Origin of the sequence: Phosphitispora sp. TUW77 (assembly GCF_048453025.1) — a bacterium.
In the GTDB taxonomy this organism is placed as follows: Bacteria; Bacillota; Thermincolia; order Thermincolales; family UBA2595; genus Phosphitispora.
In genome coordinates this window covers 1644104-1658162 of record NZ_CP156677.1, presented here as the reverse complement: position 1 = coordinate 1658162, position 14059 = coordinate 1644104, and the positions used below count along the sequence as shown (strand labels likewise).

16 protein-coding genes are annotated in these 14059 nt (G+C 43.8%); 15 read left to right on the top strand and 1 reads right to left on the bottom strand.

Annotated elements, in window-relative coordinates; translation table 11 throughout:
* Positions 1–32: 32 nt before the first annotated feature.
* The gene (locus ABFY19_RS07870; RefSeq protein WP_418790105.1) at positions 33–509 is read left to right on the top strand and encodes an ATPase; all 477 of its coding nucleotides are present in this window, start codon (positions 33–35) and stop codon (positions 507–509) included.
* Between the two features lie 311 nt (positions 510–820).
* On the opposite strand, the gene ylbJ is transcribed toward ABFY19_RS07870, so the two are convergent.
* Positions 821–2059, bottom strand: a complete 1239-nt coding sequence (ylbJ, locus tag ABFY19_RS07865; RefSeq protein ID WP_418790104.1) for a sporulation integral membrane protein YlbJ — start codon at positions 2057–2059, stop codon at positions 821–823.
* A gap of 194 nt (positions 2060–2253) precedes the next feature.
* Here ylbJ and pta point away from each other — a divergent pair, with 194 nt between their 5' ends.
* The 14 genes from pta to ABFY19_RS07795 all read left to right on the top strand — a co-directional run bounded on the left by pta (position 2254) and on the right by ABFY19_RS07795 (position 13916).
* The gene (pta, locus tag ABFY19_RS07860) at positions 2254–3276 is read left to right on the top strand and encodes a phosphate acetyltransferase (protein WP_418790103.1); all 1023 of its coding nucleotides are present in this window, start codon (positions 2254–2256) and stop codon (positions 3274–3276) included.
* 47 nt (positions 3277–3323) lie between these two features.
* Positions 3324–3851 (top strand): YceD family protein, encoded by a 528-nt coding sequence (locus tag ABFY19_RS07855; protein ID WP_418790102.1) that lies wholly within the window; start codon positions 3324–3326, stop codon positions 3849–3851.
* Positions 3852–3872: 21 nt separating this feature from the next.
* Entirely contained in the window at positions 3873–4055 is a 183-nt protein-coding gene (rpmF, locus tag ABFY19_RS07850) for a 50S ribosomal protein L32 (protein WP_418790101.1), read from the top strand.
* A gap of 181 nt (positions 4056–4236) precedes the next feature.
* Positions 4237–4818: a transcription factor FapR gene (gene fapR / locus ABFY19_RS07845; RefSeq protein WP_418790100.1), complete on the top strand. Its 582-nt coding sequence runs from the start codon at positions 4237–4239 to the stop codon at positions 4816–4818.
* On the top strand, positions 4815–5834 hold the full coding sequence (gene plsX, locus ABFY19_RS07840; protein ID WP_418790099.1) for a phosphate acyltransferase PlsX: 1020 nt from the start codon (positions 4815–4817) through the stop codon (positions 5832–5834). The genes fapR and plsX overlap by 4 nt, the downstream gene beginning before the upstream one ends.
* Positions 5821–6843, top strand: coding sequence for a beta-ketoacyl-ACP synthase III (locus ABFY19_RS07835; protein WP_418790098.1), 1023 nt, complete (start codon positions 5821–5823; stop codon positions 6841–6843). The genes plsX and ABFY19_RS07835 overlap by 14 nt, the downstream gene beginning before the upstream one ends.
* Positions 6844–6885: 42 nt before the next feature.
* Positions 6886–7821: an enoyl-[acyl-carrier-protein] reductase FabK gene (gene fabK / locus ABFY19_RS07830; protein WP_418790097.1), complete on the top strand. Its 936-nt coding sequence runs from the start codon at positions 6886–6888 to the stop codon at positions 7819–7821.
* Positions 7822–7823: 2 nt separating this feature from the next.
* Complete coding sequence (gene fabD, locus ABFY19_RS07825; protein ID WP_418790096.1) at positions 7824–8756, top strand: ACP S-malonyltransferase; 933 nt, start codon at positions 7824–7826, stop codon at positions 8754–8756.
* A 1-nt stretch (position 8757) separates the two neighbouring features.
* Positions 8758–9501 (top strand): 3-oxoacyl-[acyl-carrier-protein] reductase, encoded by a 744-nt coding sequence (gene fabG, locus ABFY19_RS07820; RefSeq protein WP_418790095.1) that lies wholly within the window; start codon positions 8758–8760, stop codon positions 9499–9501.
* A gap of 41 nt (positions 9502–9542) precedes the next feature.
* Positions 9543–9782, top strand: a complete 240-nt coding sequence (gene acpP / locus ABFY19_RS07815; RefSeq protein WP_418790094.1) for an acyl carrier protein — start codon at positions 9543–9545, stop codon at positions 9780–9782.
* 125 nt (positions 9783–9907) lie between these two features.
* A complete protein-coding gene (locus ABFY19_RS07810; RefSeq protein ID WP_418790093.1) occupies positions 9908–10864 on the top strand; it encodes an NAD(P)H-dependent flavin oxidoreductase in 957 nt (318 codons plus the stop codon).
* Positions 10865–10866: 2 nt separating this feature from the next.
* Positions 10867–12105, top strand: coding sequence for a beta-ketoacyl-ACP synthase II (gene fabF / locus ABFY19_RS07805; protein ID WP_418790092.1), 1239 nt, complete (start codon positions 10867–10869; stop codon positions 12103–12105).
* On the top strand, positions 12098–12826 hold the full coding sequence (gene rnc / locus ABFY19_RS07800; protein WP_418790091.1) for a ribonuclease III: 729 nt from the start codon (positions 12098–12100) through the stop codon (positions 12824–12826). Before fabF ends, rnc begins: the two co-directional genes overlap by 8 nt.
* A complete protein-coding gene (locus ABFY19_RS07795; RefSeq protein ID WP_418790090.1) occupies positions 12819–13916 on the top strand; it encodes an elongator complex protein 3 in 1098 nt (365 codons plus the stop codon). The genes rnc and ABFY19_RS07795 overlap by 8 nt, the downstream gene beginning before the upstream one ends.
* Positions 13917–14059: the final 143 nt, after the last annotated feature.

Genomic DNA, 14059 nt, shown 5'->3' with positions numbered 1-14059 from the left:
TAGACATAACATTGTATTTGGGAGGAATGGATATGGATATCCTGGATGTCTTAAATGAGTTGGAAGAACTGGTCGAAGAGAGTACTAAGGTTCCGTTAATTGGCAAAATACTTATTGATGATGACCTTATTCTTGATATGATTGACCATATTCGTACCACTCTTCCTGAGGAAATGCGCATGGCAAAGACGGTTGCTGTAGAGCGTGAAAAAATACTTGAGGAAGCAAGAAATGATGCTAAGAAAATTATTGGCGAAGCCCGTGATGAACTGACCCGTATGGTTGGTGAAGACGAACTCGTTAAAAAAGCCAGGGAACAAGCTTCAGAGGTAATGGAGCAGGCAAAGAATGTGTCCCGGGAAATCAAAATCGGAGCTTTCCAATATGCTGATGAGCTCTTGGGCAAGAGTGAGGAAAGTGTTGAAAAATTCCTGAAACAGATTAAGACTGCCAGGGAAGAACTGCGTACTCCGCCAAAAAGTGAGCAAGAGGCTGCTCCTGCGGAGTAATATGGATGTATTAAAAGATTTCGCGGATAGCCATTAAGGGACCGTGTCATAAGTAATTGCTTATGGGCATGGTCCCTTTCACTCTACAAAAAATTAGTGGGCTTCTCCTTAAGCCCACTGGATAGCTGCTAGCTTTGAAATATTATGTGCCATACATAGTAATCCCCACTCAACCTTAACCTTTTTAAGACCTCGTCCGTGACTTCGCCAGGAGCAAGGTTAGAAATCTTCGACGCCAGTGCGGAAAACCGGTGCAATAACTCACCAGATTCCTTTTTTTGGCAGATAGGAAATTATAAATTTTATCTTATCTATATGTGCATGCGAAAAATGGAAAAAGTACGAAATATGTATATTAACATAGCTGTGAAAAACCAGATTGTCAGAGTATACAGGCAGAGCCGGCAGCTTAGGCAGAGGCTAAACCACCAGGATACAGGATGCCCTGAATATAACATAACGGCTGCCGGCTCTGCCAGCCAGGTTAGCACCGGTTTTAAACTAAACATGATGAAACAAATCACGCCGGCTAAACAACCATGAAAAACTCTGCTTATAACAAATAATTTCATTTGCAAATCTGTTTCACCAATCATTGCAGCTACCTGTGCCAGGACCGACAACCCGCTCCACCCGAGGATAATGCTGGCTGCCGCCGCTTTATGAAGGAGTGGAACCGAAACTGCTTCTGAAACTGCTTTGGTGCCCAGGGTCATTTCAAAGAAACCCTGACCAAGTGCGCTGACAGCAGCATTTGAAAAGCCAAAAGGTTTCAAAACGATACCCAGTGTCGCGGTTATTAGTGACATTATCCCGGTAAGTGCCGTTACCCTGATAATTACGGAAAATATTATTACAAAACCTCCAATCAGGAGGAGTTTATTAATAGAGGAGCTTATCGCACTTCCCAGAACCTTTCCGAAATGCAGCGGATTAGTTTGTGTTACTGTATGCATTTCCAAAAAAGCCCGGCGCAGGATATTATCTTTTCGTTCTATCCTTGGGATGAATTCAGGGTCGTTGGTTTGGTAAAAACGGAGCAGCAGACCAAGCATCAAATTGGCGGCATAATGAACCAGGGCAATGATAACCCCCAGACGTGGATTACCAAACATACCAACACCTACTGCTACAAGCATAAACAAGGGAGAAGCATTATTAGTGAAACACATTAGCCGTTCAGCTTCAAATTTGGTGCAAAGCCTGTCTTTTCTTAACCTGGCAGTTAGGGAGGCACTGATGGGAAATCCGGAACTGTATCCTACAGCCATTACGAAAGAAGCTGCTCCGGGAAGGTTAAACACGGGACGCATTACCGGTTCCAGGAGAACTCCCATGAATTGAACCACACCATAGTTCATTAGAAGTTCGGAACTGATAAAAAAAGGCAGCAGTGCCGGAAAAACAATGTTCCACCAAGCACTTATTCCTGTTTTAGAAGCATCGAAAACGTCTTTTGGATAAATAACCATACAAAATATTAAAAAAATGATTGCAGGAATAATTATGCTTATAGCAGTGAATCTTGATTTTTTTTGCTTGATATGCATAAGATGTTCCCCCTGAATAACGTTATGCCGGCAGGTGTTCGGCATTAAAATTATATAAGGGTATTCTGTATGGTAGAACGAAAAAAATAGAGTTTTTGAGGTTCAGCTTTATCTTAATTTTAGCTAAAAATTTATGATGAAAACTGCCTCTTTGTGTAATAACTATAATAGTTGTTGCCTGAAGGGGGAGAAGTATGAATCTGCTTAAACACATAAGGGAAAAAGCAAAAAGGCATTTAACCAGGATAGTGCTTCCTGAATCCACCGACCTCAGGGTACGGGAGGCTGCTGGGGCAATAACTGACACCGGAATTGCAGAGGTTATTTTATTAAAAGACAGCAGGCAAAATATATATTGGCCTACAAAACCAGGAATCAAATATGTGGATTTTCAGCTGGACCATAAAGAAGAATTAAAGGAACTGCTTTATGAGTTAAGAAAAGGTAAAGGGTTGACGATTCAGGAGGCGGGCCGTCTTTTGGAAAACCCCTTGTATTATGGAACAATGATGGTCAAAGCGGGATATGCCGACGGACTAGTTGCAGGGTCATTGAGTCCAACGTCAGAGGTCCTAAGACCAGCTCTGCAAATTATTAAGACAGCACCCGGCATATCAATTGTCTCCGGAGCCTTTATAATGATAATGCGCAACCGGAGATTAGGTCAACAGGGCATAATGGTTTTTGCCGATTGTGCTGTTAATCCTGACCCAACAGCGGAACAATTGGCCGAAATAGCTTTTTCAGCAGCGATGACGGCCAAATCACTTGCCGGAATAGAAGAACCCCGGGTAGGAATGCTTTCTTTTTCTACTAAAGGCAGCGCGGAACACCGGATGGTTGCTAAGGTACGTCAAGCAACGGCAATAGCAAGGGAAAGATATCCATTTCTCAGTGTTGACGGAGAGCTCCAGGCAGATGCAGCCCTTATTCCTGATGTGGGAGCCGCTAAAGCCCCTGAGAGCACTGTGGCCGGACGGGTCAATGTATTGATATTTCCGGACCTTCAGTCAGGCAATATAGGGTATAAATTAGGGCAAAGGCTTGCCGGTGCGGAAGCAATCGGCCCTATTCTGCAGGGGATGGCCCGGCCGGTAAATGATTTATCAAGGGGATGTAGTGTGGATGATATAATTAATGTAACTGCCATAACAGCCGTTCAGGCTCACAATTTGGAAATTAAGGCAGGAGAAGTCACATTTTCCTTGACAAAATAATTCTATAATGAGTATAATACTTGTTGTGATACTATGAGGTGAATTATATGTTCATCGATGTAACTACTATTAGGAAGGCTCCAGGTAAAACCTTCCATTTTGACCTCAGGGAGGATGTGGGGCCTCTCACTTTGGATAATGATACTGTTGAATTTATTTATCCGGTACATGTTTCCCTTGATGTTAAAAATACCGGGAAGATAATTGTTTTCAACGGTAGATTTGACGGTGACACCGAACTGGTATGCAGCCGGTGTGTGGAGCGGTATCCGTACCATGCGGGCTTTGACTTTAAGGAAGAGTTCTGTCATGAGTCTGATTTCCAGAGGCTGTCCAAATCCGAAGAGGTTTTCGAAATTGAAGATGTTCGTGTTTTTCATGGGAATAAGGTAGACCTTGGCAGTGTTTTAAGGGAAAACCTTTACTTGCATATTCCCATGAAATCGGTGTGTAATGAAAACTGCAAGGGCTTGTGTGCTCTTTGCGGTGTCAACTTGAATAGCGAAACCTGTAAATGTGCCAAAGAGGAGATCGATCCCAGGATGGAAGCCCTTAAAAAGTATTTTGACCGCTGAGACTTAAAGGAGGTGTAGAAAATGGGAGTACCAAAGAGAAGACATTCCAAAACCAGGAAAAATATGCGTAGAGCACAGGATAAGATAGAAGCTCCGGGGTTCATTTCATGTCCGCAATGCCATGAACCCAAAATGCCTCACCGGGTTTGCCCGGAATGCGGGTATTATAAGGATAAAGAGGTTATTAAAACTGCAAGTGAATAGTAATACTATTAAATATTTTAATCGATAAGATAATATGACAGGCTGTCAGCCCGCTGCATTAAATGTAGGGGGCTTTATTTTTTGGTGGGGAAAATTTGTAAGATGTGTTGCAATATATTATGTGGTATTATATACTCTTATTAAGACCAGGTACTAAACGAATTTCAGGTGGTGGGTCAGGATGGCTGATTTAACTTTGCCGAAACCAGTTAGACATAAAAAGCTAAATTCATATATTACTGGGAACCCTTTTGTTACTGATGAAGAACTGGCCCGCATGTTTAATGTCAGTATACAAACTATCAGGCTTGACAGGCTTGAATTGGGAATTCCCGAACTGCGCGAACGGACAAAACAGTATGCCGAAAACACCTATGCAAAGGTCAAGTCCTTGGCCGGCAGGGAAATAATCGGCGACCTCCTTGATCTTGAACTTGAAAAATCTGGGATTTCACTTCTGGAGATAACTGGGGATATGGTTTTTGAGAAGAATCGGATTGCTCGGGGACATATTTTGTTTGCCCAAGCTAATTCATTGGCTGTAGCTATTGTTGATGCAGAGGTTGCTCTTACTGGGGTTGCCAGGGTATCATATCAAAGGCCGATTAATCAGGGCGAAAAAATTGTGGCAAAAGCTGTTATAAACAGTAAAAGTGGCAATAAATATAATATTTCGGTTACCTCCAGATCTGGAAATGAGGTGGTTTTTCAAGGCAAATTCAGGGTATTTGCCGTTGACCTTGAGGAGGGAGCAAATAATTGAAAATTGCTGTTGATGCCATGGGAGGCGATTACGCTCCTGTAGAAATAATTAAGGGAGCAGTAGAAGCTTCAAAGGAACTTGGTATAGAAATTATTCTGGTTGGGGATAAAACCAGGATAAATGAGGAATTGTCCTATTATAATGTTGAAAACACTTTTATTTCAGTGGTTCATGCACCGGAAGTAATTGAAATGGGTGAGCCGCCTGCTGGGGCTCTTAGAAAGAAGAAGGATTCATCTATAGCAGTCAGTACCAGGCTGGTAAAAGAAGGCACAGCCGATGCGGTTGTATCCGCAGGTAATACGGGAGCTGCCATGGGAGCTGCCTTGTTGACCTTTGGAAGGATAAAAGGCATCAACCGGCCTGCTATTGCAAGTGTGATTCCTACTATAAAGGGAAAAAGCCTTATTCTGGATGTGGGTGCTAATGCGGTGTGTGATTCCCAAAACCTGCTTCAATTTGCGGTTATGGGACACATTTATTCAAAAAAAATTCTAGGAATACCTGACCCTAGGATAGGCTTGGTCAATATTGGAGAAGAAGAAACAAAAGGAAATCCCCTATATGTGGAAGCTTACAGAATGATTAAGGAAACGAGACTAAATTTTATTGGCAATGTTGAAGGCCGTGATATTACTAGCGGTAATGCTGATGTTATTGTGAGTGACGGTTTTTTGGGCAATGTTGTCCTTAAATTCGGTGAAGGCCTGGCAAGGGACCTGATGTTGATGTTAAAGGAAGAGTTAAAGAAAAACATATTTGTCAAAATTGGTGCGGCTTTGGTTTTTTCTCAGACCAAAGGTCTTAGGAAAAAAATTGACTACTCTGAAAGCGGGGGCGCTCCCCTGTTGGGAGTTAACGGAGTGTCAGTTATCAGTCACGGCAGTTCACAGGCAAGAGCTATTAAGAATGCCATCCGGGCAGCCAAGGAATGTGTTGAAATGAACGTGGTTAATTGTATAAAAGAGAGCATTATGGAAGAACCGAATGGAGATGATGACAGTGCCAGTGGGTAACATACCGGCTGGAATAGCCGGTACCGGCATCTGCCTTCCGGAGAGGGTATTAACCAACCAGGACTTGGAAAAAATGGTTGATACCTCTGATGAGTGGGTGAGGACAAGGACAGGGATTATAGAGAGAAGGATAATTGATGAAACAATGGCAACTTCGGACCTCGCTGTGAGGGCAGGAGAGATGGCTCTTGAAAATGCCGGACTCACACCTGATTCTGTTGATTTGATTATTGTAGCCACGACTACACCTGATATGTACTTTCCATCCACAGCTTGTCTGGTTCAGGAAAAGATTGGAGCAGTAAAGGCAGCTGCTTTTGATATCTCTGCAGCTTGCACCGGCTTTATCTATGCATTAGCTGTGGGCAGTCAGTTTATTCAGACAGGCATGTACAAAACTGTCCTGATTATTGGAGCAGAGGCCTTGTCCAGGGCTATAGATTGGCAAGATAGGAATACCTGTGTCTTGTTTGGAGATGGTGCCGGTGCAGCTGTACTCAGACCGGCAGAAAATGGTTATGGCATCGGTGCAATTGAAATGGGCGCTGATGGAGGTGGTAGTGACTTACTAAAAGTGAGTGCCATCGGGTCTCCGGATTACCGGCGGCCAGGGGATACCGGAGATAAAAGTGATAACAGAAGGAGTGGCAGGGCTGATTATATTCAGATGTCAGGACCGGAAGTATTTAAATTCGCGGTTCGGATAATGGGTGAATGTGCCGCTAAGGCGGTAGCTAAAGCAGGACTCACTGAAAGGAATATCAATCTTTTTATACCGCACCAGGCCAATATTAGGATTATTAGAGCAGCAGCAAAGAGGTTACGGTTGCCTGAAGAAAAAGTATATATAAATGTTGCTAGCTATGGCAATACCTCTTCGGCATCCATACCAGTTGCTCTGCATGAAGCTTTGCTGGAAGGGAAAATTGTAAAAGGTGATAATATTGTTCTGGTTGGCTTTGGCGCTGGTCTTACCTGGGGAGCAGCGGTAATCAAATGGGCGGTATAGTCAGAGGCGTTTTTGGAATAATCACTGTATAGGAGGAATTAGATGAAAAAAACTGTGATATGTGATTTGCTGGGCATTAAGTATCCCATTATCCAAGGCGGAATGGCTTGGGTTTCCACAGCTTCACTGGCAGCGGCTGTATCTGAAGCCGGCGGGCTAGGCATTATCGGGTCAGGCCATAATGACGGAAAATGGGTTCGGGAACAAGTGAAAAGGGCCAGGGAAATAACGGCTAAACCTTTTGGAGTTAATGTTATGATGATGTCACCTTTTGTTGAAGAGGTAATGCAAGTAATTTTGGAAGAACGTGTCCCTGTGATTACAACCGGAGCCGGAAACCCGGCAAAATATATCCCTCAGCTCAAGGAAATAGGAACCAAAGTAATTCCTGTTATTCCGTCGGTTGCTTTGGCACAGCGGCTGGAAAAGGCAGGAGTTGATGCCGTAGTGGCTGAAGGTACTGAATCCGGTGGACATATTGGTGAACTGACCACAATGACTCTGGTTCCTCAGGTTGTTGACGCTGTCAAAATACCGGTAATAGCTGCAGGGGGAATAGCTGACGGAAGAGGACTGGTTGCGGCATTTGCCCTTGGAGCAGCAGGAGTGCAGATTGGAACAAGATTTATGTGTGCTCAGGAATGTGAAATTCATGATAATGTTAAACAGATGGTTTTAAAAGCAAAGGATAGGGACACTGCAGTCAGCGGGCGTACTACCGGTCACCCGATAAGGTGCCTGAAAAATAAGCTGACCAAACTTTATGATGAAATGGAAAGAAGATGTGCACCTATAGAGGAAATGGAGGAACTTGGCGCCGGAAAGCTTAGAGCGGCTATGATTGATGGTAATATAGAGACAGGCACGGTTGCCTGTGGGCAGATAGCTGGTTTAATCAAAGAAATTAAAACTGCTGAGGAAATTATAAATGAAATTGTTGCCGGAGCCAGGTCTTTAATGACTACCCTGGAGGTGTAATCTTGAAAACTGCTTTTATTTTCCCCGGACAGGGTTCGCAATATGTTGGTATGGGTAAGGAGTTATATGATAATTTTCCGGTTGCCAGGCAGGTTTTTGAACAGGCAGACGATATCCTGGGATTTAACTTGAAGAAGTTGTGTTTTGAAGGTCCTGAGGATGATTTAAAAATGACCTCCAATACCCAGCCGGCAATCCTAACTGTAAGTGTTGCCTGCCGGGAGGTATTGCGTGAGCATGGCATTACTCCAGCGGCTGTTGCCGGGCACAGCCTTGGGGAGTACTCAGCTCTGGTAACTGCAGAAGCTATGGAATTTACAGATGCAGTTCAATTGGTCAGGAAACGGGGGCTGTTTATGCAGGATTGTTCCTCTGATGCGGGAATGGCTGCAGTTCTGGGGTTGGAAATCAACAGTGTACTTAAAGCCTGTCAACAAGCCTCGGCAAAAGGTGTAGTAGAAGTAGCTAATTATAATTGTCCCGGACAAGTCGTGATAGCTGGTGAAACACAGGCGCTCAATAAGGCTGTGGAGTTATCCAAGGAATATGGGGCCAAAAGGGTTATTCTTTTGCAGGTGAGTGGACCTTTTCATTCAAGCCTGATGAAGGAGGCAGCTGAAAAACTGGCTGCACAGATGGAGAAGGTTATCTTAAATAATCCGGTATGCCCATTGATATCAAATGTTACTGCCGAAGCAGCCGGTTCAGCTGCGGAAATTAGAAACCTGCTGATAAGACAAGTCAGCAGTCCTGTAAGATGGGAAGAGTGTACCGGACGGTTGGTTGAGATGGGTATTGAGGTGTTTGTTGAGATAGGGCCAGGCAAGGTGTTGTCGGGATTAGGCAAGAAAATTGTCAGGGATAAAATATTTCTAAATGTTGAAGATGTGGTTTCATTAGAAAAGACCCTTGATAATTTAAAGGAGGTTATATAGAATGATTCTAAGAGATAAAACAGTGCTTGTTACCGGGGCAGGTCGTGGCATAGGAAGAACAATCGCAATCAAGCTGGCAGAAAATGGCGCTGATGTAGCCTTAGTGGACCTTACCACCGAATCAACGGACGAAGTAGCCGCCGAAATTAGGAAAATGGGTCGTACGGCTATAGTGCTGGCTGGAAATGTTACCATTGCAGGAGAAGTTGATGATTTTGTAAAAAAGGCTGTAGACCAGTTTGGTAGAATAGATATTTTAGTGAATAATGCCGGTATTACCCGAGATACACTGTTAATGCGGATGAAAGAGGAGGATTGGGACGCGGTTCTCAGTGTTAATTTAAAAGGCGCATTCCTTTGTACCAAGGCTGTTTCCAGGATAATGATGAAACAGAGGTATGGAAGGATTGTTAATATATCTTCTGTGATTGCTTTGATGGGAAATGCAGGGCAGGCTAATTACGGGGCTTCCAAGGCAGGGATTATAGGTTTTTCCAAATCGGTTGCCAGGGAGTTGGCTTCGCGGGGAATCACAGTTAATGCCGTAGCCCCAGGATTTATCGAAACCCAAATGACAGATGTACTCCCTGAGGATATGAAAAAACAACTTGTGAACCAGATTCCACTGGGCAGGATTGGATCTCCTCAGGATGTGGCGGATGCGGTTTTATTTCTGGCATCTGATGCAGCCAGTTATATTACTGGGCAGACCATCACTGTTGATGGCGGGATGGTAATGCAGTAATTCATAAATATCTAAATCTTGGTTGGAAGGAGGTGCTTGAAATGTCAACTGTTTTTGATAAAGTGAAAAGTATAATCGTGGATCAGCTTAGTGTTGAAGATGAAGAGGTAAAAATAGAATCCACGTTTGTAGATGACCTGGGTGCAGATTCATTAGATATAGTTGAACTGGTTATGGCTTTAGAAGAGGAATTTGATCTGGAAATTCCTGATGAGGATGCTGAAAAAATCAAGACTGTGGGAGATGCTGTCAAATATATTGAGGAAAAAGAAAACCAGTAAGTATGGTTTGACGGAGTCCCGTGGATACCTGCGGGACTCTTTGCGAATTGTGCTGACTGAGTTTGGTTTTTTAAGTGCAGATGTTACCTTTTGTGTTCTTTTGCAGTGAAGAATGGAGGAGAGAAATGAAATTTCCGGACCTTAAAATCGGGAACCTAATACCTGAAATGCCAATAATCCAAGGTGGAATGGCAGTGAGGATATCAACAGCCGACCTTGCCGCAGCCGTGGCTGAAGAAGGCGGAATAGGTTTGATAGCGGCTACAGGGATGAGTGTTGATGAATTAAAGAGAGAAATTGCCAAAGCCAGGGATTTAACTAAGGGGATAGTAGGTATTAATATAATGTTTGCTGCCAAGGAATTTGCTACTCTTGTTAAGACTGCTATAGATGAAAAAATTGACCTGATAGTTTCCGGGGCCGGGTTTTCTAGGGATATTTTTTCTTGGGGAAAAGCCTCAGGGGTACCTATTATACCTATTGTATCAACACCCAAACTGGCCCAGCTTTCAGAAAAGCTGGGGGCTGCCGGGGTAGTTGTTGAAGGCAAGGAAGCCGGTGGGCATTTAGGTACCATGGAATCAATGAAGGACCTTATCCCTAAAGTAAAAGCTGTTGTTAAAATTCCCGTTGTTGCTGCAGGCGGGATTATAGACGGGAGTGCTATTAGAGAGGCCTTCCAGATTGGAGCCGATGCTGTTCAGATGGGAACCAGGTTTGTAGCCAGCAAGGAATGTAATGCTTCAGAAAGATTTAAGAAATTGTACCTCAATGCCAATTCTGAAGATGTTGTGCTGATTCAGAGCCCAGTGGGACTTCCGGGCAGGAGTATTATGAATAATTTCATTCGGCAGTTATTTGATGGAGATAACCTGAAACCTAAGACCTGTGATAACTGTCTCAAAAAATGCTCCCGATCCTTTTGTATTTTAAAAGCTCTCATTAGGTCACAGGAGGGTGACACAGAGAACGGGCTTGTTTTTTCAGGGGAACGAGTTGGTGAAATAAAAGATATTTTATCGGTTAAAGATATTTTCAAGAGACTTCTTTTTGAGATGGATAAGGCCGAGAGTGGGGTGTAACAATGGATAAAAGAGTTGTAGTTACCGGAATTGGGATGGTGACCTCAATCGGTACAGGTAAGGATAAATTCTGGGATTCACTTATTAACGGCAGGAGTGGCATTGTGCCTATATCAAGGTTTGATGCCAGTGAGTTGCCTTCCAGGATAGCCGGTGAGATAACAGATTTCGATCCATTAAATTATCTTGATAAAAAAGAGGCCCGCAGGATGGACAGGTGTACACATTTTGCAATTGCGGCCACAGAGATAGCTTTAGATGATGCTGGAATTCAGCCGGGAAAATTGGAAGGGGAACGTGTCGGTATTATGCTAGGTTCAGGTGTTGGTGGCATTGAGACCGTGGAAAATCAGGCAAGGGTCCTGATTGAAAAGGGTCCTGGCAGGATAAGTCCGTTCTTTGTCCCAATGATGATTGTCAATATTGCAGGCGCACAAGTAGCCATTAGATATGGTTTTAAGGGACCTAATATGACCAGTGTCAGTGCTTGTGCCTCAAGTTCAAATTCCATCGGAGAAGCATTCCGGCTAATCCAGAGGGGTGAAGTGGATGCAATGGTAACAGGAGGCACAGAGGCCCCCATTATTCCACTGTCCATGGCCGGGTTCTGTTCCATGAAGGCTTTATCTACGAGGAATGATGTCCCTGAGAAGGCAAGCCGTCCCTTTGATAAGGAACGTGACGGTTTTGTTATGGGAGAGGGTGCAGGCATGTTGATTTTGGAATCCCTTGACCATGCTCTTGCGAGGAACGCCAGGATTTACGCTGAACTAGTTGGATATGGGGTAACTTGTGATGCGTATCATATTACTGCATCAGATCCTGAAGGGGAAGGTGCTTCCAGAGCTATGGAAATAGCTTTGAGTGATGCCGGTGTTGAACCCGGTGAAGTAGATTATATTAACACTCATGGCACATCGACTCCGGTTGGTGATATTAGTGAAACTAAGGCTATTAAAAAACTGTTCCGGGAATATACTAAGGATATTGCTATAAGTTCTACCAAGTCGATGACGGGGCACCTGCTTGGCGCTGCCGGTGCTATTGAAACAATTATTTGCAGCCTTGCTATAACTAATAGCATCATACCCCCGACTATTAATTATGAATATCCGGACCCCGAGTGTGACCTGAATTATGTGCCTAACAAGGCTATAAGACGTAATGTCAATGTTGCAATATCCAATTCATTCGGGTTTGGCGGTCATAATGCCACGGTGGTAGTGAAAAAGTATGAATGACCTGAACCAACTAAAAGCCAACCTGGGAATCGTATGGGATAATAATGGACATCTTTGCCAGGCCCTTACACACAGTTCTTATGCTCATGAAAACAGAAGCGTTGAGATGGAGCACAATCAGCGCCTAGAATTCTTGGGCGATGCAGTACTGGAACTGGTTATAAGTGATTATATTTACAGGAAGTATCCCCAATATCCGGAGGGAGTTCTCACAAAAATCAGGGCAGGTATCGTATGTGAGCCGTCTCTGGCAAAAGTAGCGGGTTCTCTCTACCTGGGAGATTATTTGTATATGGGCAAAGGCGAGGAGCGGAGCGGGGGCAGGGAACGTCCTTCAATCTTGGCAGATGCCATGGAATCTCTTATTGGGGCTATTTACCTTGACCATGGCCTGGAGACAGCTTATAAGTTTATTCTGGATAAGCTTGGACCGGTCATTGAGAGGGTTATTAAGGACGGCGGCATGATTACCGATTACAAGACTCACTTGCAGGAACTTGTTCAGAAACATTATGATAGTCACCTTTCTTATGACATAATTAAGGAATACGGACCGGATCACTGTAAGACGTTTGTTGCCGGGGTGAGCATTATGGGCAAGTTGTGGGGAACCGGAACCGGACGGACCAAAAAAGAGGCCGAACAGTTGGCGGCAAAAGATGCTTTATTAAAAATCGATAACGGTGCAATTGATTTGATAGGTTCAAGGAATAATGAGTAAATCACATTATATCATACCTGTATTTGTACCCGACCTGGGCTGCCCGCACCGCTGTGTTTTTTGTAATCAGAAGAAGATTACCGGACTGGAACAGATTCCTAATGGCAGTGAAGTAAGGCGAAAAATAGAATCTTACCTGGAAACGATGCCAAAAGATGATGGGGTTGTTAAGGAAGTTGCTTTTTACGGCGGGAGCTTTACGGCAGTGGATAAGGCCTTGCAGCGAGAGCTTTTGAAACCGGCCTATGATTTCATGGTAAAAGGTGACATTAACTTTATCAGGGTTTCCACCAGACCTGATACTATATCAGAAGATATTTTGCTCTTGCTGGCAGGATATGGTGTTTCCACTGTTGAATTAGGTGTTCAGTCTATGGAAGATGAGGTTTTGTGGAAGTCGGGCAGGGGTCATACCAGCAGGGATGTGTTAAGGGCAGTTGCTTTGATTAAGTCATGGGGTTTGAGACTGGGACTCCAGATGATGGTTGGACTTCCCGGAGCTACTGAGGCCGGAGACCTTTATACCGGGTTTGAACTAACAGCGCTGGCGCCTGACTTTGTTAGAATTTATCCATGTCTTGTTTTAAAGGGAACACGTCTTGAAGAATTGTATCTTAATGGTAACTATGCTCCCTTGGAATTATCTGAGGCTGTATCGCGCTGCAAAAAACTTCTAGTTATGTTTGAAAGGGAAGGAATTAATGTAATTAGAATCGGTCTTCAGCCAAGTGAACAGATTAACCTAACGGGAGACGTGATAGCCGGGCCTTTTCATCCTTCATTCAGGGAACTTGTGGAAAGCGCGGTATCAAAAGATATGTTGGAGTATATGCTGGAAGTGGCAGATATTACGCGTGCCAGGGAACTAGTACTTGAAGTTCCGGAAAAAGATATTTCTGTAGTTAGAGGACATTTAGCGGCAAACGTAAAGTATTTTACACAAAAACTCGGCCTTGAGAGCTTGATTACCAAGACAAATAGTTCCTTGGCCAGGGGCAGTATAAAAATTATCAGTATTGACGGTCAAAAAGTTTGCAGCCAGATGGGCAGAATTGATTTGGTTGAGGGCTATCGACTGGTGACCAGCTAAACGGCTAGTCAGCATTCGGCAGCTTTATTATTAACATGGTGTGAGATAACATAGCGGCAGATTGTATTCACTACGGGAGTGTACTCCGCCTGGGAATACATCTGTTTTTTTATTGTATGGAGAGGTATTTTCAAATTAATGTC